We start from the raw sequence: 19,851 nt of genomic DNA, 5'->3' as shown, positions 1-19,851 counted from the left end.
TCGGGTTGCTCGCGGTTTGCCGCCAGGTTGCGCCCAGCGGATGGTTTCGATGATACCCGCGCGGCGGCCCGAAGTTCATTACGAGTTTGTCATCCAGGCGCAATCCCGACGCAAAACCCTGCTCCCTAGACTGCGTCTATTGCTCCCCTTCAGGCGTCGTCTTCTCATGTGGATCGTCAAAATCGCTCTCCGCCGCCCGTACACGTTTATTGTGCTGGCGCTGCTGCTCGTGATCATCGGACCACTGATGATCCTGCGTACGCCCGTCGATATTTTTCCGAACATCGACATCCCCGTGATCAGCGTCGTGTGGAGCTACAGCGGGTTGACGTCTGAGGATATGGCGCACCGCATCGTCGCGCCGTACGAACGCGCGCTGACCTCGGACGTCGGCGATATCGAGCACATCGAATCGCAGTCGCTCAACGGCGTGGCCGTCGTCAAGGTCTTCTTCCATCCCGGTGCCGACATCACGCGAGCAGAGACGGAAGCGTCCGTGAGCGCGCAGTCGTTGCTGAAGGTCATGCCGCCCGGCACGTTGCCGCCCATGGTGCTGACGTTCAACGCGTCGACTGTGCCGATCATGGAACTCGCACTGTCGAGCAAGACCCTGCCGGAACAGACGCTTTATGACCTCGGCAACAATTTTATTCGCACGCAACTGGCGACGGTGCAGGGCGCCGCCGTACCGATTCCGTACGGCGGCAAGGTGCGCCAGATCATGGTGGATATCGATCCACAGGCGATGCAGTCCCACCACGTGACGTCCACCGACGTGGTCAATGCAGTCAACGCACAGAACCTGGTGTTGCCGGGTGGCACGGCGAAGATCGGCACGTTCGAATACAACGTGAACATGAACGGTGCGGCGCTTTCGGTAGCGCAACTGAACAACATTCCCATCCGCACGCAACCCGATGGCACGGTAACGTATGTGCACGACGTCGCAACCGTGCGCGATGGTTATGCGCCGCAGACCAATATCGTGCGTCATGACGGCAAGCGCGCCGCGTTGCTCGAGGTGGAAAAGAGCGGCAGTGTCTCGACGCTCGATATCATTGCCAACATCAAGAGCCTGCTGCCGCGGATCCGCTCGCAGATGCCAAAGGCGCTCGATATCCAGACCGTCACGGACGAGTCGGTGTTCGTCAAGTCGGCGGTACAGGGTGTGATACGCGAAGGTCTGATTGCTGCCGGCCTGACGGCGGTGATGATCCTGTTGTTTCTCGGCAGTTGGCGGGCCACGTTGATCATCGCGATCTCGATTCCGCTGGCGATGATCTCGTCGCTGATCATGTTGTCGGTGCTCGGCCAGACCATCAACATCATGACGCTCGGCGGCCTGGCGTTGGCGGTGGGCATTCTGGTCGACGATGCGACGGTTGCAATCGAGAACATGACGCATCACATCGAGCAGGGGCAGCCGTTATTGCAGGCGATTCTGGAAGGATCAGGCGAGATCGCCGTGCCGACCTTGATCTCGACGTTGTCGATCTGCATCGTCTTCGTGCCGATGCTGCTTTTATCCGGCGTGGCCCGGTATCTGTTCACGCCCCTCGCCGAAGCCGTAGTGTTCGCGATGCTCGCATCGTACTTTCTGTCGCGCACGCTGGTGCCGACGTTGGCGATGTATCTGCTGCGCGGCGCGCATCAGCCGGGTGACGAGGGCACGCAGCACGGACGACCCGCGAACCGTCTGGTGCGCTTCCAGCAAAGCTTCGAACGGCGCTTCGAAGCGCTGCGCGGCCGCTACGAGCGGCTGCTGGAGGCAGCACTTGCTGCACCACGCCGCTTTATCGCGGGTTTTCTGATGGTGTGTATCGGCTCGCTTGCGCTGCTGCCGTTCCTTGGCCGCGACTTCTTTCCGCAAATCGACTCGGGGCAAATTCGCTTGCATATGCGCGCGAAGACCGGCACACGTATCGAACAGACCGCGCGTCTTGCCGACGAAATCGAGAACAGCATCCGCACGGTGATTCCCGCAAACGAGCTGATGACCATCGTCGACAACATCGGCCTGCCGACCAGCGGCATCAACCTCTCGTATAGCAGTTCCGCGCCGATCGGCAGCGCCGATGCCGACATCCTGATCACGCTGAACGCGAAACACAAGCCGACCGCGCAGTATGTGGCGAAGCTGCGGCAGTCGCTTGGCGAGCAGTTTCCCGCAGTGACGTTTTCGTTTCTGCCGGCAGATATGGTGAGTCAGATCCTCAACTTTGGACTGCCGGCGCCGATCGACATTCAGGTGGTGGGCAACAACCTCGACGACAACCGCGCGTTTGCCGACACGTTGCTGAACAAACTTCGCAACGTTAAAGGACTCGTCGATTTGCGCATCCAGCAACCGGACGACGAGCCCGCGATCAACGTGGATGTGGACCGCACCAAGGCGCTGCAGGCGGGACTGCAGCAGCAGGACGTCGCGCGCAGCCTGTTGATTGCGTTGTCTGGCAGTTCGCAAACGTCGCCGAACTTCTGGCTCAACCCGCAAAACGGTGTGAGCTATCCGGTAACGACGGAGGTGCCGCAGTACGACATCAATTCGCTGCAGGCGCTGGCCAATATTCCGCTTAGTTCGATGTTCACGCCGGGCACCGGCGGCTCAGGCAGCAACGCAGGCGAGGTCAACGGGATTCTGGGCACACTCGGCACGTTCTCGCGCGCGACGCAGCAAGCCGTGGTGACGCACTACAACGTGCAACCGGTGATCGATATCTACGGCTCGGTGCAGGGACGCGACCTGGGTGGCGTGGCATCGGACGTTACGCGCATTGTGGATGCCGCCAAAGCGAACTTGCCGCGCGGTGCGCGCGTGGTGATTCGCGGTCAGGTTCAGACCATGGAGAGCTCGTTCAGCGGCCTCGCAACGGGCATCGCCTTCGCAGTGCTGCTCGTGTATCTGCTGATGGTGATCAATTTCCAGTCGTGGATCGATCCGCTCGTGATCGTCTGCGGTTTGCCGGGTGCGATGGCGGGCATCGTCTGGATGCTGTTCCTCACGCATACCACGCTGAGCGTGCCCGCGTTGACGGGCGCCATGATGTGTATCGGCGTGGCGACGGCCAACAGCATTCTGGTGGTGAGCTTTGCACGCGAGCGGCTGGCGCAGGGCATGGCGCCGTTGCAGGCGGCACTGGTGGCGGGCGCGGGGCGCTTTCGTCCAGTGCTGATGACGGCGCTCGCGATGATGATCGGCATGGTGCCGATGGCGCTCGGCATGGGCGACGGTGGTGAACAGAACGCGCCGCTCGGCCGCGCCGTGATCGGTGGCCTGATGATCGGCACGATCGCGACGCTGATGTTCCTGCCGGTCGTCTTTTCGCTGGTGCACGGCTGGCTCGCGAAACGCGAGCCACGCGGCATGACGCAAGCCGAACTAGATCTTCTCAAATGAACGGCTCCGCACCTTGCCTGGGTCCGCTGCGGAATGTCCAGAACCTGATCTGACTTGAATTGACCGGAGTACGCCGCATGTCCACTCAAACCCCCCAGTCCGCACCGGACAGCCGGCCTGCGCCTCAGCACCGGCGCGGCGCCGTGCGTGTCGTTTTGCTCGTAGCAGGCTTTGCCGTTGCGCTTGCCGTGGGCATCGTGCCGCGGCTCAATGCGCGCGCCGCGTTGCAAGCGCAGACCGCCGCGCTCGCGGTACCCACGGTGCAGGTTACGCTGCCCACCGTCGCGCCGCCCGACCAGACGCTGGTGTTGCCGGGCGATATCGAGGCGTATCAGCAGACGCCGATTTTCGCACGCACCGACGGTTATCTGAAGGCCTGGTACGCAGATATCGGCACTCATGTGAAAGCCGGGCAACTGCTGGCCACGATCGATGCGCCCGAGGTGGACGCCGCGCTGCGCCAGGCACGCGCCGATGAACAACAGGCGCAGGCGAACGATCAGTTTGCACAGTTGAGCGCGACGCGCTGGCAGCAACTGGTGCAGACACACGCCGTCTCGCAACAGGATACGGACATGAAAGACAGCGACGCACAGGCGAAGCATGCGGCGCTGCTTGCGGCGCAATCGAACGTGGCCCGCCTCGCGCAGTTGCAATCTTATGAGAAGGTTTATGCGCCGTTTGACGGCGTGATTACGGCGCGCAATATCGATGTCGGCGCGTTGATCGACGCGGGCAGCGCTGGCGGCCCCGCCAAAGAGATGTTCGATCTGGCGCAAACTGGCGTGCTGCGTGTGTACGCCGATGTGCCGCAGAACGATGCCGGCACATCGCTCGACGGCACGTCGGCCTGCCTCGAAGTCTCGCAGATCCCTGGGCGTTGCCTGCCCGGAACGGTGGCGCGCAATGCGGGGGCGATCAATGCCGTCACGCGCACGCTGCGTATCGAAGTTGACGTGCCCAACGCGAATGGCGCGGTGCTGCCGGGTTCGTATGGGCAAGTGCATCTGTCGCTGAAGGCCGCTCAGCCGGGCTTGTCGCTGCCGGTGAACACGCTGCTGTATCGGCCGGAGGGTTTGCAGGTGGCCACCGTCGATGAGCAACATCACGTACTACTGAAGACCATCAAACCCGGTCGCGATTTTGGCACGCGTATAGAAGTGGCCTCAGGGCTCGCAGCGACCGACCGGGTGATCCTTAATCCGTCCGACTCGATTACCAATGGCCAGGCCGTGCGGGTTTCTTCTAGCGCCAATTCCAGCAGCGGTACCGGCTCATCGGCGGCGCCCTCGCATGGCACAGGGGGCCAGTCATGATGCCGGTATCGCTCGACCTTACGCGACTGCGAGGGCTTCGCTCGCGGCTGCTCGGTGCTATCTGCGCGGCCAGTGTGCTGGGCATGGCAGGCTGCTCGATCGGTCCGGACTACGTGCGTCCCTCGGTGGTCGTTCCTGCAGCGTATAAGGAAAACGCCGGCACGCCGGACCCCAGCAGCGGTGCGGTTTCGACTCGTGCCAGCCAAACCGCCACAGCACCGGCGCAAGCGACTCCTGGTTGGACCCAAGCGACGCCAGCCGATAACGAGGCACGCGGCGCATGGTGGACACGCTTCAGCGATCCTCAACTGAACACACTCGAAACACGTGTAAGCGTGTCGAACCAGACGATCCAGAAAGCCGTCGCGCAACTGCAGGAAGCACGCGCCATGGTCGAATCCGCTCACGCTGCTTACCTGCCGACGATCGGTGCGGGGACAAGCGCGAGCAGCCTGCACGATTCGGACAACGTGATCGGCCACCAGCAGACGGCCGGCAGGACATTCGGCGACTACGACGTTGCGCTCGATGCGAGCTGGGAGCCCGACCTGTGGGGCAGAATCGCGCACGAAAACGATGCCGCGCGGGCCGGCGCGCAAGCGAGCGCCGCTGATCTCGAGAGCGTGCGGCTCGGCGTGCACGCCGAACTCGCCGTCGACTACTTCAATTTGCGCGGACTCGACGCGTCGAAGCAGTTGCTCGACCAGACCATTGCGGACTATCGCCAGACGCTCGATCTGACTAAAAGCCGCTTCGCGGTCGGCGTATCGTCGCAGGCGGACGTCACCCAGGCCGAGACGCAACTGCAGGCGACCGAGGCACAGGATATCGACCTCGGTGTTGCCCGTGCGCAGTACGAGCACGCGATCGCCACGCTGACCGGCGTACCGGCGTCGACGTTCAGTCTGCCGCCGGCGGCGGCGAATTTCACACCGCCGACGATTCCTGTCGGACTGCCTTCCGAGCTGCTGCAGCGCCGCCCCGATATCGCCGCCGCGGAGCGGCGTGTCGCAGCGGCCAACGACCAGATCGGCATTGCTGAATCCGCGTTCTTCCCCGATCTGGTGCTATCGGCCACGGGCGGCATCGAGAGTTCGACGCTTACCAACTGGCTCACCGCACCGTCGCGCATGTGGGCTGTTGGGCCGGCGCTGGTCGGCACGTTGTTCGACGGCGGCCGGCGTCGTGCAATGACCGAGAAGGCCCAGGCGCAATACGACGCGAGCGCGGCCGACTATCGCCAGACCGTGTTGACTGCCTTCCAGGAGGTCGAAGACAACCTGGCGTCATTACGCATCTTGCAGCAGGAGGCCGGTAAGCAGGATGAAGCTGTCGCGTCGGCCCAAAAGACCCTGCAGCTTGAGTTAGACCAATACAGGATCGGAACCGTAGGCTATCTGGAAGTTGTCACCGCACAGAGCACGGCGTTGGCGAACGAGCGAACTGCTGTCGACCTCGAGCGTCGCCAGGTGGATGCAAGCGTGTTGCTGGTCAAGGCGCTTGGCGGAACGTGGTGATTCTTTTGAGCGCGCAGGCGTAAGCCAACATAAAGCTTTCCGTACTTTCTCAATCGCTTAAGGAGTTCTGTGCTGAAGATTCGAAGCAAATCCAAAATCGTCATCTTCAACAGGGAGAATTCGTGTGATGGAGCTTGCGAATGAATTACGCGCAACGGTATCGCTAAAGCGGCGAAACGCGTGCTTAAGTTTACGTTGCAGTAATCATGTCAGGACAGTGAAAGCGTAGGACACTTAAAACAGATCAGGCGCGTTTGCTTAAGGTTCCCTTCAGCTTTGGACCGGTAGTATCGATTCACAACGCATGTATGTATTAGATGAGACCTGAATCCAAACCACGTGCATCTGCTGATCGATCGCCACAAGGAAAATGAAAGCGCCTTCGATATTTCCTCCTCCTGTATCGACGAACTGCGCCATGACACCCGCGACGACCGCAATGCTGCGTGCCTACCTGCTGACAGCGTCACTTGCCGCCGCAGCGATACAAATGGTGGCACTGCTGTCTATTGGCCTCTTTGGCGTTCCCGAAGCTGTGTTCACATCCGGGCCCTTTCGTCTCGTGGCTGTGGCGAGCGTTGTGTGCATCGTACTGGTCGTCAAGCGCATTGCCCGCGCTGCATTCCTCTCGGCGCTGTCTCTCGACTACGCCACCGTCACCGACGCGCACTCCAACACCACTTCGGTTTCTCCGGTCTGCCCGGTGCGGATGCTGGTGATCCTGCACCTTCGGTTTAATCGAAGGCCGATTGCGTGGGCTACGTGTTAGCGGAGGCGGCTTCATGGGCGGATCCTTTTAGCGATGATGGAACATCCCGTTTCTGTCTCACAGTGGCTTTTGCTCGCCCTGTGCTGGATCGCTACTTCCTATTCGTTGATCGCCGTCTTTGCCATGCCGTTTTTCAGCAAAGGCCAGAACTCGCGTCGCGTCGGCTGGACCTCTGTGAGCGTGCTCAAGCCACTGTGCGGAACCGAGCCGCGTCTGTACGAAAACCTCGTGACGTTCTGTGAGCAGGCGCATCCGTGCTTTCAGTTGCTGTTCGGTGTCTGCTCACCGGTCGACCCGGCAATCGGCGTGGTGCGACGTCTGCAGGCCGCGTATCCGCAGTGCGACATCAAGCTCGTGATCGATTCTCGCGTGCACGGCCGCAATCCTAAGGTCAGCAATCTGATCAACATGGTGCAATGGGCGCGTCATGAGGTGATCGTGCTTGCCGATAGCGATATAGCAGTCAAGCCCGACTACCTTGACACCGTGACAGCGCCGCTTGCGAACATCGATACGGGAGTCGTCACCTGCCTGTATCGCGCGCAGAGCGTCGGCGGATTCTGGCCGCGGGTGGGGGCCCTGTTCATCAACGAATGGTTCGCACCGTCGGTGCGCGTCGCGCATGCGGGCGGCTCGCGCCGCTTTGGTTTTGGTGCGACTCTAGCATTGCGGCGCACGACGCTTGAGAGTATTGGCGGCTTCGAGACGCTCAAAGACTGCCTCGCCGACGACTACTGGCTGGCCGAACACGCGCGCGCTCTTGGGCTGAACACCGTGTTGTCGCCGGTGATGGTAGCCACCGACGTGATCGAGCCTGCTTTCACGACCCTGTGGTTGCGCGAGATGCGCTGGCTGCGCACGATCCGCTCCGTGAATCCATTGGGATTCGCGTTTCTGTTCGTCACGTTCACCACGCCGTGGTTATTGGCCAGCACGTTGCTGACTCTCTCGCTCACCGCAGCGGATGCCACTCCAACGCATTCTTTCGCAGCGACCACGGCTTCGATTGGCACCGCTACGGGCTGCGTTGCTCGCATTCTTTTGCATGCACGCAGCGCTCGCTGGTCGCGCACATTCTGGCGTGACCTGCCACTTGTGCCGTTGCGCGACATGTTGCTCGCGCTGCAATGGCTGGGCGCGGTGTTCGGCTCCCACGTCGTATGGCGCGGTGCGCGGATGCCGGTCCTCAATCGCGTGGCGCGGCCAGGAGTACCGATCATGGAGATTTTCGATGACCGGTAAGGCATCCCATTCAAGTCACAGCGCGCCGTCGCGCCGCTGCGACTTTTCTCATTCGATCAGTTATCGGATTCAACGCAAATTGCCGGAGCATCATTCATGAAAACGCTGTTTTTGCAGGCCCCGTCGTATGACGGTTTCGATGGCGGCGCGGGGTCGCGCTATCAGGCGAAGCGTGAGATCCGTTCGTTCTGGTATCCGACATGGCTCGCGCAGCCTGCGGCGCTGGTGCCGGACAGCCGCGTGCTCGATGCGCCGGCGGATGGTCTCTCGGTGGAGGCTTCGCTCGATATCGCGCAGCAGTATGACCTCGTCATCATTCACACGAGCACGCCGTCGTTCCCGACGGATGCGATGTTTGCGCAGGATCTGAAGAAGCGCAAACCGTCGGTGATGATCGGCATGGTGGGGGCAAAGGTCGCCGTTGATCCGCACAACTCGTTGACTGCGAGCGAAGCGATCGATTTCGTCTGCCGTGAAGAATTCGATTTCACCTGCCAGGAAGTGGCGGCGGGCAAACCGCTCGCGCAGATCCAGGGGCTGAGCTATCGCGCTGCGGACGGTTCGATCGAGCACAACGAGGCGCGCCCGATCCTCGAGAACATGGATGAGCTACCGTTCGTGGCGCCTGTCTACAAGCGTGACCTGAAGATTGATAACTACTTCATCGGCTATCTGAAGCATCCGTACGTGTCGATTTACACGGGCCGCGGCTGCCGCTCGAAGTGCACGTTCTGCCTGTGGCCGCAGACAGTTGGAGGGCACCGCTACCGCACGCGCTCGGTAGAGAACGTGCTGGAAGAAGTGAAGTGGATCCGTGACAACATGCCCGAAGTCAAGGAGATCATGTTCGACGACGACACCTTCACCGACTTCAAGCCGCGCGTCGAAGAGATCGCACGCGGGCTGGGCAAGCTCGGCGTGACATGGTCCTGCAACGCAAAGGCCAACGTGCCGTATGCGACGCTGAAGATCATGAAGGAAAACGGCCTGCGTCTGCTGCTGGTGGGCTATGAATCGGGCGACGACCAGATCCTGCTGAACATCAAGAAGGGCCTGCGTACGGATATCGCACGACGCTTCAGCGAAGACTGCCGCAAGCTCGACATCAAGATTCACGGCACCTTCATCCTGGGGCTGCCGGGCGAGACGCAGGAGACGATCGAAAAGACGATCGAGTACGCAAAGGAAATCAACCCGCACACGATCCAGGTGTCGCTCGCGGCACCTTATCCGGGCACGACGCTCTACAACCAGGCCGTAGAAAACGGCTGGCTGCAGGAGAACAAGGTGATCAACCTGGTGAGCAAGGAAGGGGTGCAGCTCGCGGCAATCGGTTATCCGCACCTGTCGCGTGAAGAGATTTATCACCACGTCGAGAGCTTCTACAAGCGCTTCTATTTCCGGCCCTCGAAGATCTGGGAGATCGTGCGCGAGATGCTGCTGAGCTGGGACATGATGAAGCGGCGTCTGCGCGAAGGCGTGGAGTTTTTCCGCTTCCTGCGCGCTCACGAAGCGTGATGCGGCGATGAAGTCTCTGCTGTGGTTTGCCTGCCTGATCGGTCTGCTGGTCGCAAGCGGACTGATCGCTGTTGAGGGTGCGCTGCGCGGGGAGCATCTGATCCTTATGGCGCTGGCGTTTCTGTGTGGTACAGGCGCCGTGTTCGGCATCGTTTATACGGTGCTGGCCGGCGCGCTGATTGGACGTTTCTTTGCCCGTACCACCTCGGAACCCACCAGCTTTCCGCCGGTCACCATCGTCAAGCCGTTGCATGGCGACGAGTGGACCTTGCTCAGCAATCTGTCGAGCTTTTGCCAGCAGGATTACCCGGGTCCGCTGCAATTTCTGTTCGGCGTGCACGACTCGGAAGATCCGGCGCTGCAGACGGTCGAACAACTGCGTCTGCTGCATCCTGATGCGCACATAACGGTTGTGGCCGATGCGCGCCTGTACGGACCCAACCGCAAGATGAGCAACATCCTCAACATGCTGCCCGAGGCGCAGCATGATGTGCTGGTGTTTGCGGACAGCGACGTGAGTGTAAGCCCGACCTATCTGCGCAATGTGATCGGTGAGTTGCAGAAGCCTGGCGTGGGACTGGTCACCTGCGTCTATCGCGGTCAACCAGATCCGGGTTTCTGGCCGCGGCTGTCGGCGAAAGCGACTAACTATCAGTTTCTTCCCGGCGTCGTGACGGGCCTGGCGTTTGGGATGGCGCGGCCGTGCTTTGGACAGACCATTGCCATGCGACGCGAAACGCTCGAGAAGATCGGCGGCTTCGCGCAGTTCGTGCATCACCTCGCGGAAGATCATGCGATCGGCGAAGCGGTGCGGATGATCGGCGAGAAGGTGGTGATCCCGCCGTTCACGGTATCGCACGCCTGCGTGGAAAGCAGCGTCACCAAGCTGATTGCGCATGAGTTGCGGTGGAGCCGGACGATTCGGACGATCACCCCGGTTGCCCATCTGGGTTCGTCGTTGATGCATCCACTCGCTTTTGCATTGCTTGCTACAGCATTCTCGGGCGGCGCAGCGTGGGCGTGGCCGCTTGTAGCGGCGGCGCTGCTCGCGCGGCTAGCGTTGAAGGTACAGTCGGACCATGCGTTGCGGCAGGCGTATAGCGACTTGTGGCTGCTGCCGTTATGGGACATCGTGTCGTTCCTGATCTTCGTGACGAGTTTCTTTTCGACGCGGGTGATCTGGCGAGGTTTCAGTTTCGAGGTGGACGGCGATGGTTTGCTGTCGCCGGTTCAGGACGAGTAGCGTAATGAAGCATCTGGGTCGTTTTGCTGCACTGGCGGGTTTGATTGCGTCGCTCTGGCTTGTCGTCCATGACAACCCGGGGGCAGTGCTTGGACTGATGCGTGCCGCAGGCGCGGGGTTGGTGCTGGCGGGACTGGCCCATGTCCTGCCGATGCTTGCCAACGCACGTGACTGGCAAAGCCTCATCCGCGGCGCAAACCGCCCGAGCGTTGCGGGCATGTTGCAGCTGGTCTGGATCCGCGAATCGGTCAACAGCATGTTGCCGGTGGCGCGCATCGGCGGCGAGGTGGTGTCGTTCCGCATGATGCGGCGGCGCGGTTTGCGTGGCTCGACCGCGGCGGCGAGTCTCGTCGTCGATATGCAACTCACGCTGATCAGCCAGTTGATGTTCACGATGGTGGGCATCGGCTTTCTGTTCGCGCAAGCGGCATCCGGCACGCTACGTCTCGCTGCCGATCTGGCATGGGGCATTGTCGCGCTCACACCGCTACTGGTGCTGTTTTCGCTGGTGCAGCATGCGAGCCCGTTCGAACGCATCACACGTGTGCTCAACCGTGCAACCAGCGGCAAGCTGGCCGCGCTCGTCGGTCAGTCGGCGCAGATCGATCAGTCGATCAAACTGATCTGGCGCCGCCGTGGCGTGGTGCTGCGTTACCTCTTCTTCTGGCAACCGTTGCAGTGTGTATTGACCGCGCTGGAGATCTGGCTCGCGTTGCATTTTCTTGGCGCGCAGGTGAGCTTTGTCGAGGCGATAGTGATCGAATCGCTGATCCAGGCGGTTAGCAGTGCGGCCTTTTTTGTGCCCGGAGGCCTAGGGGTGCAGGAAGGCGGCTTCATCCTGATCGGCGGCGCACTCGGTCTCGACCCTTCAACCTGCCTCGCACTCGCTGGCGCGCGACGGATTCGCGATCTGCTGATTTTCGTGCCGGGTTTGTTTGCCTGGCAGATTGCCGAGTCTTCCGGCGAGGCGCGCGGCCGACTGGTCAACGCGCTATCGACAACCGCGACAGCGAACGGCCGCAACGACATTGGCAACTCGCGAACCTAAGTGGCATCCTTAAGCAAACCTTAAGCATCCGCGGTGCACGATACCGCCGTCTGTTTCGGCGCCATGAGATGAGAACTGTCTATGCTGAGCTGTCGCGAGCGGGGATACGCGCGACACCCAATCGAGTCGCCGTCCTAACCCTGTTCCGCGACAACCCCGTCGAGCATTTTTCTGCGGATCAGATCTACCGCAGGCTAGCCGCCGACACGGAATCATTCAGCCTGGCGAGCGTCTACCGGACCTTGTCGCATCTGCTCGAGATGGGTTTGATCACGAGTGCCTTACTCGGTGATTCGCGCGTCATTTACGAGTTGAATCGCGGAAAACCTCACTATCATCTCGTCTGCAATCGCTGCGGTACAATTCGTGACGCCTACGACGCGACGATAGAGGCCGCGTATCGGTCCATGGCGGCCGAGCACCGGTTTGCCTACGCCAGCGCGTCTGCGATTGTCTACGGCGAGTGTCCTGACTGTGAGGAGGCTCGCAGGCGCAAGGGCTGAACCGGCCGGTGCGATACGAACAGGATCTACCGTGAACAAGCCTGAATCGCGAAGTGACCTAACAGAATTGCGCGACCTCGTTCGTGAGTTTGTGAACGAACGCGACTGGGACAAATTCCACACTCCTAAGAATCTCGCAACGGCGCTCAGCGTCGAGGCGAGCGAGCTGCTTGAACCGTTTCAGTGGCTTGTTTCGGGGGACAAACATGAAATCGACGAAGCGAAGCTGACCGCTATTCGCCACGAAATGGCGGACGTGCTGGTCTACCTCGTTCGCCTCGCCGACAAGATGGAGGTGGATCTTTTTCAGGCAGTGCTAGAGAAGATGGCCCTCAACCGTGCGAAATATCCCGCCGACCAGGTGCGTGGCGACTCGAGAAAATACTCCGAGTACAAAGACAAAAATCAATAGTGCCCGGAGTTTTTCTCGCACACCCGCCTAATGCCTTAATGCGTCAGGCAGATCTCATGTAGCGCATCCAGCCGCCGTACAGGATCGGCGACATACGGATTCGATTCATCCCACGCATACCCAGCCAGGATCGCACTGATCATGCGGCGAATCAAAGTCGTCTGACGCGGATAAAAGATGATGTCCTGCAGCGCGCCCGTGTACCACCGCTCCACGAACGCACGGAACGTATCGATGCCCTTACGCAGCGGTATGTCGTACTCGGCCTGCCAGTCGACCCGCTCGCCGTTCAGCTGACGCTCGAGCGTCTGCACTGCCAGATGCGCCGAACGCAGCGCAATCGTCACACCGGAAGAGAACACCGGGTCCAGAAACTCGCCCGCATTGCCAAGCAGTGTGTAGCCCGGCCCGTGCAGATGCTCCACGTTCGCCGCGTAGCCGCCAATGTGGCGCACCGGCATCAGGAACGGCGCATTGCCGATCAACCTCGCGAACGTCGGCTCCTGCTGCAGTAGCGCACGCAGTTTCTCGTCGCGTTCTTCCTCGGGACCGTCGAGGAACTCAGCCTCGGCGACGCACCCTACCGAAGAACGGCCGCCCGCCAGCGGAATCATCCAGAACCAGACGTCGCGGCGGTCCGGATGCGTGGCGACGCAAATCTTGTTGCGATCGGTAGCGTCGAGCGTCAGGCCGTCGCGCACGTGCGTGAAAATGGCCGCGCGGGTTGGCATGCGCGTCGGCGCCTCGAGATTCAGCAGGCGCGGCAGCACGCGGCCAAACCCGCTGGCGTCGAACACAAAGCGGGCCTGTACCTGATATGCCTGGTTTTCCTCATCGACCACGTCCAGCACTGGCGCGTCGCCGGTTTGCATGGCCCGGACCGTATGTCCGAAGCGCACGTCGGCACCCTGTTCCGCGGCGCAGCGGATCAGAATGTCGTCGAACACAGCGCGTTCGACCTGGTATGTCGTGCCCCAGCCCGGCGTATGCTTGTCGCGGAAGTCGAACGCAGATGACTTGTCGCGCCAGATGAAATGCGCGCCGTTCTTGTGCTGGAAGCCTGCCTGCACGACCGCCTGGAGCATGCCGGCTTCTTCGAGGTAGGCCATGCTTTGCGGCAACAGGCTTTCGCCAATCGAAAAGCGGGGAAAATGCTGCCGCTCGAGGACGAGCACCGAGCGGCCCGCTTTCCTCAGCAAAGCTGCTGCGACCGCGCCGGCGGGACCCGCACCGATGATCGCTACGTCGACGATGTTTCTCGATGAAAGGGAATTCAATCTTTCCTCAAACGGTTATCTAAAGTGAAGTGAACTGCGCCCGCACGGGGCCCAGAGCCATTATTCTCCCGCAAGCCATTACAATGGCTTGCGTTCAATCAAAATTCAGAATTGCCAGGTGAAACATATGTCGTCATCTGAACTGTCCCGCGTGCCGTTCGTGCATGAAACGGCCTTCGGAATCTGGTTCCTGCGCACCCATACCTGGGAGCATCACGTCCTGCGTGTCGCGATCAACGACCTGAAGGGTCTGATCGACACGCCGCTGCCTGACGCACCCGTTATTGCCGACGTCGGGTGCGGACAGGGCATTTCGTTTCGTCTGCTAGCCGAAGCGTTTCGCCCGAGCCGCATCGTCGGCATCGATTACCATACACCTTCGCTCGATCTCGCCGCACAAGCCGCTCGCGCTTGCAAGGCCACGAGTGCCGGCAGTGCGACCGACATCGAGGTGCTGCACGGCGATTGCGCGCAGCTTGCGCTGCCCAGTGCGAGCGTCGATATCGTGTTCTGCCATCAAACGTTTCATCACCTCGTCGAGCAGGAACGTGCGCTAGCCGAATTCCACCGGGTGTTGAGACCGGGCGGCGTGCTGCTGTTCGCTGAATCTACCGACGCCTACATCAAGTCCTGGGTGATCCGCCTGTTGTTCCGTCATCCTATGCATGTGCAGAAGAGTGCCGACGGCTACCTCGACATGATCCGCCAGGCGGGCTTCGCTTTCACGACGCGCAATGTTTCGCTGCCTTACCTCTGGTGGAGTCGCGCGACGGACTTCGGTCTGCTCGAGCGGCTCGGCCTGCATCGTCCGAAACCCGGCAAGCGCCGCGAGACCTTGGTCAACGTTGCGGCCGTTAAAGTGGGCTGACGCGCACCGCACCTGCACTGCACCTGCACTGCCCAAGGCGGGGCGGGAAACGGACACTTCTCCGCTTGCCGCCACCGGCCAACACTTCGCTAATACCTTCTTTTACCGCCCTTTCAACGTCACCACATCGCCCACCAGCGCTACGCCGGCGATCACCGCACCTGCGCCACAGGTGAATTCGGTGGGGCTTTCCGTCAGTTCGTTCTTGTAGTTGCTCTTGATGTTGATGACCGCATTGCCGCCTTCCTGGCGCGCACGGTTCTGCAGTTCGATCACGGCAGAGAGGAACACGTGCTGGCAAGCTTGCAGATCGCTCTTGCCGAACGCATTGGTCTTCTTGTTCGTGGCGAACGAACCATACGACTTTGCGACTGCCGGATGGCTCTGACCGGCGAAGTACAGCGCGACGTCCGGCGTGACTTTGCCCGGTTCGCTCGCAATGGCAGCCTCCACCGGATAGCTGGCGACGGTGTCCCGGGCGAATGCGTGTGACGTAACCAGTGTGGCGCACAACGCGGCAAGCATGAGATGGCGTTTCATGGGGCTCCTCGTTCTAGTTAGTACGGTTGTGGGTAAGGTGGCTAGTTGGTTTGCAGCACGACGAGATTGCCGCGCACGGCGACGGCTGCAGCGCTTGGACTCACGCCGCAGGTGAAATCGGTGGCCGAGCTGGTCTCGGTGGTATGGAAGCGCGTTTGCACATCCACTACGGCGTTCGCGCCATGTTCTTGCGCATCGGCGCGCAGCTTCGTCAAAGCCTCTGCCAGCGCTCTGCTGCAGGAGTCGTCCTGGCTGCCTTCACCGCGGGCCACGCGCACCGAATACTTTGCTTCGCCAAGCTGGGTTTGTACGGCGGGATGTGCCTGCGAGCCGAAATAGACAGCAACGCTGCTTCCCCCGGCGGGCTGGTGCACGACCGATTGCAACGGCACCGACCTGACCTGGGTCGCGCATCCGGCTTGCGTAATCACCACCGCAGCCAGTGCCCCGAGCACGAGACCATTCCTCATGGTGTTTTTCCTTTGTTAATTGTTAAAGTCAGCGGAAACGTCATGCGCCGTTCCAGGCGCGAAATATCAGGCTCGCGCAACTGCCGCCGAACCCGAATGAAACCGACATGGCCGTCTCGACGCGCGCTTCGCGCGACGTCCGGACGAGCGGCATGTCCCCTACGGCAGGATCAATCGTTTCGATGTCGCGGGTCCCTGCGATATAGCCGTCCCGCATCATCAGCAACGTGTAGATCGCTTCGTGCGCACCGCAGGCGCCGAGCGGATGGCCGGTCAATCCTTTGGTCGACGAGAACGGCGGCACCTGACCGCCAAATACCGCGCGCAACGCATGCAGTTCTTCGAGGTCGCCGCGCGGGGTCGAAGGGGCATGCGTGTTGATGTAGTCGGGACGCACGCTGGCTTCATCGAGCGCCTCACGCATCGCACGCGCAATGCCGGGCGCGCGCGGCGCGACCATATCGGCGCCGTCGGTGCAATGACCGAAGCCGATCAGCTCTGCCTGGATGCGCGCACCGCGCGCGAGCGCGTGCTCGAGCGATTCGAGCAGCAATACGCCTGCGCCCGAGGCCATCACGAAGCCGTCACGCGCGACATCATAGGGACGCGATGCGTGTTCGGCGTCATCGTTGGAGCCTCGTGACAGCGCGCCCATGGCATCGAACATCAGCGTCATGTTGTCGTGCAACGCTTCGCTTCCGCCCGCGAGAACGATCTGCTGACGGCCCGTCTGGATCAGTTGCAGTGCCTGGCCAATCGCGAGCGCCGATGTCGTGCAGGCCGACGACGGCGAGTAAGTCGTGCCCTCAAGCCCAAACACGTGCGCCACATTCGCGGACGTCGTGCTGCCCATGCATTGCGGCACCGTGTACGGCGGGACGCGGTCTATCCCGCGCGCCGTGGCGATCGCCATGGAGACGTCGTAAGTCGACATGGTCCCGACGCCCGAGCCGATCACAGCGCCCGCTTGCGGCGAATGCAGGGCGGCCGGATCGAGCCCGGCATCGTCGAGCGCGCTGCGTACTGCGTGACACGCGAAGCGGGCGGTGTCGCCCATGAAGCGTTCGAGCTTGCGTTCGAAGGGCGGCTCGTCTTCCACCAATGCAACGCCCGCCACCTGGCTGCCAAACCCGCGTTCGCGCCACGCGTCGATGCGCGAGACGCCGGAGCGTCCCGTTCGTAAGCGCGCCGATACGTCGTCAAGCGTATTGCCGAGACAGGACACGATGCCCATGCCCGTGATGACGACGCGGCGCAGGCCGCGCGCGGTATGTGTCGCCTGGCTCATCCGGCGCGCCTGAAGATCAGCGAAGTATTGATGCCGCCAAACGCGAAATTGTTGCTCATCACGTATTCGGCTTCGAGCGTGCGGCCCTCGCCGACGATGTAATCGAGTGCCGCGCAGGACGGATCGACGTTATCGAGATTGAGCGTCGGAGCGAACCAGTTGCGCTTCATCATTTCGATGGTCCACCACGCTTCGATCGCACCACACGCGCCGAGTGTATGGCCGATATAGCTTTTCAGCGAACTGATCGGCATGCGTGAGCCGAAGACCTGCGCGGTGGCAAGGCTTTCCGCGACGTCGCCCAGATCGGTTGAGGTGCCGTGCGCGTTCACATAGGCAATTGCTTCGGGCTGCAAGGCAGCGTCCTGCAGCGCAAGCTTCATCGCGATCGCCATGGTTTCGGCGGTCGGCTGCGTCATGTGCGCGCCGTCCGAATTGCAGCCGAAACCGACGATTTCCGCGTGAATGCGCGCACCGCGAGCCACTGCGTGTTCGTATTCTTCGAGCACTAGCGTGGCCGCGCCTTCGCCCACCACGAGACCGTCGCGCTTCACGTCGAAGGGGCGCGGCGTCAGATGCGGTTCGTCGTTGCGGGTGCTGGTGGCATAGAGCGTGTCGAACACGGCGACCGCGGGCCCCGACAGTTCTTCCGCGCCGCCCGCCAGCATCAACGTTTGCTTGCCCTGAGCGATCGCTTCATACGCGTAGCCAATCGCCTGGCTGCCCGACGCGCAGGCCGACGACGTAGGCACGATGCGCCCTTTCAGGTCCCAGAACAGGCTGACGTTGACGGCCGTGGTGTGCGGCATCATCTGCACATAGCTGTTCGAGGTCACGTCGCTCATCGAGCCGGTGTCGAGCATTTTGCCGAACGCCCGGATCGGATCGACCGAGCCCGACGACGAGCCATAGGCGACGCCCATGCGTCCATCGCTAATGGACGGTTCGTCGAGCAGGCCTGCATCGCCCAGCGCCAGTTCGCTCGCGCGCACCGCATACTTCGAGACCGGGCCCATCGAGCGGGTCTTTTTGCGCGGATAGTGCTCGGGCGTGATGAATCCCGGCAACGGAGCCGCAAGCCGTGTATGCAGCGACTGGAAGTAATCCCACTCCGGCACGCGCCGCACGGCATTTTGGCCGCGCTTCAAGGCCGCCTCGATGTCGTCCCATTGGCTGCCGAACGCGGACACACCGCCCATTCCCGTTATGACGACGCGCTTCATCACACCATCCCGCCGTTGACGCCGATCACCTGGCGCGTGATATAGGAGGCCGCATCGGACATCAGGAAGCCCACCACCGCCGCTACTTCGACGGGCTGGCCGACGCGGTTCATCGGTACGGCTTTCAGCGCGTGCTCGAGCGGCAGTTCGTCGAGCATGCCGGTGTCGATCAGGCCCGGCGCCACGCTATTGACGGTGATGTTGCGGGTCGCGAGTTCGACCGCAAGCGCTTTGGTCGCACCTATGAGCCCGGCCTTCGCCGCGCTGTAGTTGACCTGGCCGCGATTGCCGGTCACACCGGAAACCGACGCGACGGTTACGATCCGTCCACCCTGGCGCGCGCGCACCATCGGCATGGTGAGCGGATGCACGACGTTGTAGAACGCATCGAGACCGGTTTCGATGACGATGTCCCAGTCTTCGTCGGTAAGCGCAGGGAAGGCCGCGTCGCGGGTCACGCCTGCGCAGCAGACGATGCCGTAGTAGGCGCCATGCGCATCGACGTCCGCTTCGAGGGCGGTGCGGCACGCAGCGCGATCGCGCACGTCGAACTGCAATACGCTCGCCGTGCCGCCTTGCGCGGCGATGCCCGCGGTGACCGCTTCGGCTTCGCTGCGTCCGGTACGGCAGTGAACGGTCACCGCAAAGCCGTCGCCGGCCAGTTGATAGGCGATCGCGCGGCCAATTCCACGGCTTGCGCCGGTAACGAGAACACGCCTGCTCATGACCTGAAACCCTCTTCGATAAATGACTGAAAATCACGCGGCCGAAATACCTTGATGACGGCTTCGGCACCCACGAGATCATCGTGCCGGATGACGCATTCATAGGCGCCGTGGCCTTCTTCGCCGCGCAATAGCTCTTTGACTTCGATCCGCAGCAGCGCGTCGTGCGCAAATGCCGGGATGTGTGTTTCGTAGCGGTGCGAGCCGAGTAGCACGCCGGGGCGCATCTTGTTACCCGCGCGCATCTCGAGCAAGCCGACGTGCGCCGCGATGGCTTGCGCCATCAGTTCTATGCCGATCCACGCGGGCATCGCGCCGTCTGCGTTGGCGTACCACGCGTCGCTTTCTACGTGTGCCTGGGCCGTCAGCGATTCGTCGTCGCATGCCAGCACCGCATCGATCAGGCGCATCGTCCCGCGGTGCGGCAGGATGTCCTCGACAGGCGGAAACGCTTCGCCTTCGACGTTTTGACTGGGTGGATTGGACTGGATCATG

The 19,851-nt window shown here is 61.8% G+C and carries 18 protein-coding genes; 11 read left to right on the top strand and 7 right to left on the bottom strand.

Annotation, left to right across the window (positions count from 1 at the left end):
- The first annotated feature begins 166 nt into the window (after positions 1 to 166).
- From P3T20_RS34155 to P3T20_RS34110, 10 genes are all read left to right on the top strand, one after another.
- Positions 167 to 3,397, top strand: a complete 3,231-nt coding sequence (locus P3T20_RS34155) for an efflux RND transporter permease subunit (protein ID WP_429289185.1) — start codon at positions 167 to 169, stop codon at positions 3,395 to 3,397.
- Positions 3,398 to 3,474: 77 nt separating this feature from the next.
- Positions 3,475 to 4,713, top strand: coding sequence for an efflux RND transporter periplasmic adaptor subunit (locus P3T20_RS34150; RefSeq protein WP_429289184.1), 1,239 nt, complete (start codon positions 3,475 to 3,477; stop codon positions 4,711 to 4,713).
- Positions 4,710 to 6,230, top strand: a complete 1,521-nt coding sequence (locus tag P3T20_RS34145; protein WP_429289183.1) for an efflux transporter outer membrane subunit — start codon at positions 4,710 to 4,712, stop codon at positions 6,228 to 6,230. Before P3T20_RS34150 ends, P3T20_RS34145 begins: the two co-directional genes overlap by 4 nt.
- A gap of 418 nt (positions 6,231 to 6,648) precedes the next feature.
- Positions 6,649 to 6,999 carry a hypothetical protein gene (locus P3T20_RS34140; RefSeq protein ID WP_429289182.1) on the top strand — a complete coding sequence of 117 codons (351 nt, stop codon included), beginning with the start codon at positions 6,649 to 6,651 and terminating at the stop codon, positions 6,997 to 6,999.
- Between the two features lie 33 nt (positions 7,000 to 7,032).
- Positions 7,033 to 8,241 (top strand): bacteriohopanetetrol glucosamine biosynthesis glycosyltransferase HpnI, encoded by a 1,209-nt coding sequence (hpnI, locus tag P3T20_RS34135; RefSeq protein ID WP_429289181.1) that lies wholly within the window; start codon positions 7,033 to 7,035, stop codon positions 8,239 to 8,241.
- A gap of 96 nt (positions 8,242 to 8,337) precedes the next feature.
- Positions 8,338 to 9,759, top strand: coding sequence for a hopanoid biosynthesis associated radical SAM protein HpnJ (hpnJ, locus tag P3T20_RS34130; protein WP_429289180.1), 1,422 nt, complete (start codon positions 8,338 to 8,340; stop codon positions 9,757 to 9,759).
- A 7-nt stretch (positions 9,760 to 9,766) separates the two neighbouring features.
- Positions 9,767 to 11,002 (top strand): bacteriohopanetetrol glucosamine biosynthesis glycosyltransferase HpnI, encoded by a 1,236-nt coding sequence (hpnI, locus tag P3T20_RS34125; protein WP_429289179.1) that lies wholly within the window; start codon positions 9,767 to 9,769, stop codon positions 11,000 to 11,002.
- Between the two features lie 4 nt (positions 11,003 to 11,006).
- On the top strand, positions 11,007 to 12,050 hold the full coding sequence (locus P3T20_RS34120) for a lysylphosphatidylglycerol synthase domain-containing protein (protein ID WP_429289178.1): 1,044 nt from the start codon (positions 11,007 to 11,009) through the stop codon (positions 12,048 to 12,050).
- A gap of 68 nt (positions 12,051 to 12,118) precedes the next feature.
- Positions 12,119 to 12,553, top strand: coding sequence for a Fur family transcriptional regulator (locus tag P3T20_RS34115; protein ID WP_074266741.1), 435 nt, complete (start codon positions 12,119 to 12,121; stop codon positions 12,551 to 12,553).
- Positions 12,554 to 12,584: 31 nt separating this feature from the next.
- Positions 12,585 to 12,965, top strand: a complete 381-nt coding sequence (locus tag P3T20_RS34110) for a nucleotide pyrophosphohydrolase (protein ID WP_074266740.1) — start codon at positions 12,585 to 12,587, stop codon at positions 12,963 to 12,965.
- 35 nt (positions 12,966 to 13,000) lie between these two features.
- Here P3T20_RS34110 and P3T20_RS34105 read toward each other — a convergent pair whose 3' ends face one another.
- On the bottom strand, positions 13,001 to 14,242 hold the full coding sequence (locus tag P3T20_RS34105; protein WP_429289177.1) for an NAD(P)/FAD-dependent oxidoreductase: 1,242 nt from the start codon (positions 14,240 to 14,242) through the stop codon (positions 13,001 to 13,003).
- Positions 14,243 to 14,369: 127 nt separating this feature from the next.
- Between P3T20_RS34105 and P3T20_RS34100 the strand changes: the two genes are divergently transcribed.
- The gene (locus tag P3T20_RS34100; protein ID WP_429289176.1) at positions 14,370 to 15,110 is read left to right on the top strand and encodes a class I SAM-dependent methyltransferase; all 741 of its coding nucleotides are present in this window, start codon (positions 14,370 to 14,372) and stop codon (positions 15,108 to 15,110) included.
- A 102-nt stretch (positions 15,111 to 15,212) separates the two neighbouring features.
- On the opposite strand, the gene P3T20_RS34095 is transcribed toward P3T20_RS34100, so the two are convergent.
- The 6 genes from P3T20_RS34095 to P3T20_RS34070 are packed head-to-tail and all read right to left on the bottom strand — an operon-like array spanning position 15,213 to position 19,850.
- The gene (locus tag P3T20_RS34095) at positions 15,213 to 15,650 is read right to left on the bottom strand and encodes an excinuclease ABC subunit A (protein ID WP_074266737.1); all 438 of its coding nucleotides are present in this window, start codon (positions 15,648 to 15,650) and stop codon (positions 15,213 to 15,215) included.
- Between the two features lie 41 nt (positions 15,651 to 15,691).
- A complete protein-coding gene (locus P3T20_RS34090; protein WP_429289175.1) occupies positions 15,692 to 16,120 on the bottom strand; it encodes a signal peptidase in 429 nt (142 codons plus the stop codon).
- A gap of 40 nt (positions 16,121 to 16,160) precedes the next feature.
- Entirely contained in the window at positions 16,161 to 17,408 is a 1,248-nt protein-coding gene (locus tag P3T20_RS34085) for a beta-ketoacyl-[acyl-carrier-protein] synthase family protein (RefSeq protein WP_429289174.1), read from the bottom strand.
- Positions 17,405 to 18,631 (bottom strand): beta-ketoacyl-ACP synthase, encoded by a 1,227-nt coding sequence (locus P3T20_RS34080; protein ID WP_429289173.1) that lies wholly within the window; start codon positions 18,629 to 18,631, stop codon positions 17,405 to 17,407. Before P3T20_RS34080 ends, P3T20_RS34085 begins: the two co-directional genes overlap by 4 nt.
- Positions 18,631 to 19,356 (bottom strand): 3-ketoacyl-ACP reductase FabG2, encoded by a 726-nt coding sequence (locus P3T20_RS34075; RefSeq protein WP_074266733.1) that lies wholly within the window; start codon positions 19,354 to 19,356, stop codon positions 18,631 to 18,633. Before P3T20_RS34075 ends, P3T20_RS34080 begins: the two co-directional genes overlap by 1 nt.
- Positions 19,353 to 19,850, bottom strand: coding sequence for a hotdog family protein (locus tag P3T20_RS34070; RefSeq protein ID WP_429289172.1), 498 nt, complete (start codon positions 19,848 to 19,850; stop codon positions 19,353 to 19,355). The genes P3T20_RS34075 and P3T20_RS34070 overlap by 4 nt, the downstream gene beginning before the upstream one ends.
- Position 19,851: the final 1 nt, after the last annotated feature.

Origin of the sequence: Paraburkholderia sp. GAS206C, assembly GCF_050435645.1 — a bacterium.
Taxonomy (GTDB): Bacteria; Pseudomonadota; Gammaproteobacteria; order Burkholderiales; family Burkholderiaceae; genus Paraburkholderia; species Paraburkholderia phenazinium_B.
This window is presented reverse-complemented; position numbering and strand designations above follow the sequence as displayed.

What these genes read in the sequence shown, in the direction of transcription:
- P3T20_RS34145 (WP_429289183.1), top strand. Translation starts at nt 4,710, where the DNA reads ATGATGCCGGTATCGCTCGACCTTACGCGACTGCGAGGGCTTCGCTCG.
- P3T20_RS34095 (WP_074266737.1), bottom strand. Translation starts at nt 15,650, where the DNA reads ATGAAACGCCATCTCATGCTTGCCGCGTTGTGCGCCACACTGGTTACG.
- P3T20_RS34155 (WP_429289185.1), top strand. Translation starts at nt 167, where the DNA reads ATGTGGATCGTCAAAATCGCTCTCCGCCGCCCGTACACGTTTATTGTG.
- hpnI (WP_429289179.1), top strand. Translation starts at nt 9,767, where the DNA reads ATGAAGTCTCTGCTGTGGTTTGCCTGCCTGATCGGTCTGCTGGTCGCA.
- hpnJ (WP_429289180.1), top strand. Translation starts at nt 8,338, where the DNA reads ATGAAAACGCTGTTTTTGCAGGCCCCGTCGTATGACGGTTTCGATGGC.
- P3T20_RS34115 (WP_074266741.1), top strand. Translation starts at nt 12,119, where the DNA reads ATGAGAACTGTCTATGCTGAGCTGTCGCGAGCGGGGATACGCGCGACA.
- P3T20_RS34085 (WP_429289174.1), bottom strand. Translation starts at nt 17,408, where the DNA reads ATGAGCCAGGCGACACATACCGCGCGCGGCCTGCGCCGCGTCGTCATC.
- hpnI (WP_429289181.1), top strand. Translation starts at nt 7,033, where the DNA reads ATGATGGAACATCCCGTTTCTGTCTCACAGTGGCTTTTGCTCGCCCTG.
- P3T20_RS34100 (WP_429289176.1), top strand. Translation starts at nt 14,370, where the DNA reads ATGTCGTCATCTGAACTGTCCCGCGTGCCGTTCGTGCATGAAACGGCC.
- P3T20_RS34140 (WP_429289182.1), top strand. Translation starts at nt 6,649, where the DNA reads ATGACACCCGCGACGACCGCAATGCTGCGTGCCTACCTGCTGACAGCG.
- P3T20_RS34150 (WP_429289184.1), top strand. Translation starts at nt 3,475, where the DNA reads ATGTCCACTCAAACCCCCCAGTCCGCACCGGACAGCCGGCCTGCGCCT.
- P3T20_RS34070 (WP_429289172.1), bottom strand. Translation starts at nt 19,850, where the DNA reads ATGATCCAGTCCAATCCACCCAGTCAAAACGTCGAAGGCGAAGCGTTT.
- P3T20_RS34080 (WP_429289173.1), bottom strand. Translation starts at nt 18,631, where the DNA reads ATGAAGCGCGTCGTCATAACGGGAATGGGCGGTGTGTCCGCGTTCGGC.
- P3T20_RS34075 (WP_074266733.1), bottom strand. Translation starts at nt 19,356, where the DNA reads ATGAGCAGGCGTGTTCTCGTTACCGGCGCAAGCCGTGGAATTGGCCGC.
- P3T20_RS34120 (WP_429289178.1), top strand. Translation starts at nt 11,007, where the DNA reads ATGAAGCATCTGGGTCGTTTTGCTGCACTGGCGGGTTTGATTGCGTCG.
- P3T20_RS34090 (WP_429289175.1), bottom strand. Translation starts at nt 16,120, where the DNA reads ATGAGGAATGGTCTCGTGCTCGGGGCACTGGCTGCGGTGGTGATTACG.